A 2,021-nucleotide genomic window follows, 5' to 3' on the forward strand; every position below is an offset into this window, starting at 1 on the left:
GGCCCGGCGGTTCCAGCGGGGCGGGCGGCTGCTGTCTGGTGCCCGCCGTCGGTCGTACGCGTCAGCGCGTCACTTCGCCAGCGTGGTGCCCGTCGAGCGCAGGTGCTCGCAGGCCTCCGCGACCCGGGCGGCCATGCCGGCCTCGGCGGCCTTGCCCCAGACCCGCGGGTCGTACATCTTCTTGTTGCCGACCTCGCCGTCCACCTTGAGCACGCCGTCGTAGTTGCGGAACATGTGGTCCGCGACCGGCCGGGTGAAGGTGTACTGGGTGTCGGTGTCGATGTTCATCTTCACCACGCCGTAGTCGAGCGCCTCGCGGATCTCGGAGAGCAGCGAGCCGGAGCCGCCGTGGAAGACCAGGCTGAGCGGCTTCTCCTTGCCGTACTTGGCGCCGACCGCCTCCTGGATCTGGTTGAGGATCTCGGGGCGGAGCTTGACGTTGCCCGGCTTGTAGACGCCGTGCACGTTGCCGAAGGTCAGCGCCGCCATGTAGCGGCCCTTCTCGCCCAGGCCGAGCGCCTCGACCATGGCCAGGCCGTCCTCGACGGTGGTGTAGAGCTTGTCGTTGATGGCGTTCTCGACGCCGTCCTCCTCGCCACCGACCACGCCGACCTCGATCTCGAGGACGATCTTGGCCTCGGCGGCCCGGTCGAGCAGCTCGGCCGCGATCTGGAGGTTCTCCGCCACCGGCACGGCCGAGCCGTCCCACATGTGCGACTGGAACAGCGGCTCCTGGCCGGCGGCCACCCGCTCCTTGGAGATCTGCATGAGCGGCCGGACGAACTTGTCCAGCTTCTCCTGCGGGCAGTGGTCGGTGTGCAGGGCGATGTTGACCGGGTACTTCTTGGCCACCTCGTGCGCGTACGCGGCGAACGCCACCGCGCCGGTGACCATGTCCTTCACGGAGGGGCCGGAGAGGTATTCCGCGCCACCGGTCGAGACCTGGATGATGCCGTCGCTCTCCGCGTCGGCGAAGCCCTTCAGCGCCGCGTTCAGGGTCTGCGAGGACGTCACGTTGATCGCGGGGTACGCGTACCGGCCGGCCTTGGCGCGGTCCAGCATCTCCGCGTAGGTCTCGGGGGAAGCGATGGGCATGTCGAACGCTCCTTACTTACCGCTGTCGGCCGTCACCGGCCGCTGTTGTCCCTGGGTGCGCCGGACCGCGCTGTCCACCGTCGGCAGTATCCCGTAGAAGACGGGGGCCGGCACAACCGACCCGGTACGCGCCCGGTCCCTGGCCGCCTCGTCACCGCCCCTCCCACCTGTCGGGCACGACGACGCTGATCAGCCAGGTCACCACGGCCATCACGATGGCACCCCAGAACGCGGCCCAGAAACCGTCCACGTGGAACGGCAGGTCCAGCGCCCGGGCGATCCAGTCGGTCAGCAGGAACAGCAGGGCGTTGACCACCAGCGCGAACAGGCCGAGGGTGAGCAGGTAGAAGACGCAGCCGACCACCTTGACCAGCGGCTTGAGCACCGCGTTCACCACGCCGAAGATCAGGGCCACGACGACCAGCGTGAGGGCGGAGTTGGTGCCGGACCGGCCGCTCACCTCCACCCCGGGCACGACCAGCGTGGTCACCCACAGCGCGACGGCGGTGATCGCCAACCGGATCAGGAAGCCCACCGTCCCATCCTGGCACCGGGGGCACCGGCCGGTGGGCCGATTCGGTCGACTCGGCTTCCGAGCGGCGGGCGGGTGCAACCCGTACGGTGTGTGGGGAACTGTCCGCCGAGATCCCGGGAGGGACTGATATGGGTCAGCCCGAAGAGGACTTCGCACCCAGCGACCACCTCAGCCCCGAGGAGCGCGACATGGAGGCCGAGCCGGCCGACGCGGTCGAGCAGGCCGCCGTGGTCGATCCGGGCGACGCCGACACCGAGCCCCACCGTGGCCTGGAGGTCGGCGACTGGGACGCGATGGAGCAGGCGCGGGTGGTCGCCGCCGACGAGGACGACTACCGCTGAGCCGTACGCGGGCCGGACGACGCCGGACGACCCCGGTGGCGTCCGGCCCG

General features: G+C 70.1%; 3 protein-coding genes. 1 reads left to right on the top strand and 2 read right to left on the bottom strand.

What is annotated here, in order from left to right; genetic code table 11:
- Window positions 1–69: 69 nt before the first annotated feature.
- Both fbaA and AB0B91_RS65445 read right to left on the bottom strand, forming a co-directional pair.
- Window positions 70–1,095, bottom strand: a complete 1,026-nt coding sequence (gene fbaA, locus AB0B91_RS65440; RefSeq protein ID WP_089002651.1) for a class II fructose-bisphosphate aldolase — start codon at window positions 1,093–1,095, stop codon at window positions 70–72.
- A gap of 151 nt (window positions 1,096–1,246) precedes the next feature.
- Window positions 1,247–1,630, bottom strand: coding sequence for a phage holin family protein (locus tag AB0B91_RS65445; RefSeq protein WP_089002652.1), 384 nt, complete (start codon window positions 1,628–1,630; stop codon window positions 1,247–1,249).
- A 128-nt stretch (window positions 1,631–1,758) separates the two neighbouring features.
- On the opposite strand from AB0B91_RS65445, the gene AB0B91_RS65450 reads away from it, so the two are divergent.
- The gene (locus AB0B91_RS65450) at window positions 1,759–1,971 is read left to right on the top strand and encodes a hypothetical protein (RefSeq protein ID WP_089002653.1); all 213 of its coding nucleotides are present in this window, start codon (window positions 1,759–1,761) and stop codon (window positions 1,969–1,971) included.
- Window positions 1,972–2,021 lie beyond the last annotated feature (50 nt).

It is taken from the genome of Nonomuraea sp. NPDC049141 (assembly GCF_040648415.1).
Taxonomy (GTDB): Bacteria; Actinomycetota; Actinomycetes; order Streptosporangiales; family Streptosporangiaceae; genus Nonomuraea.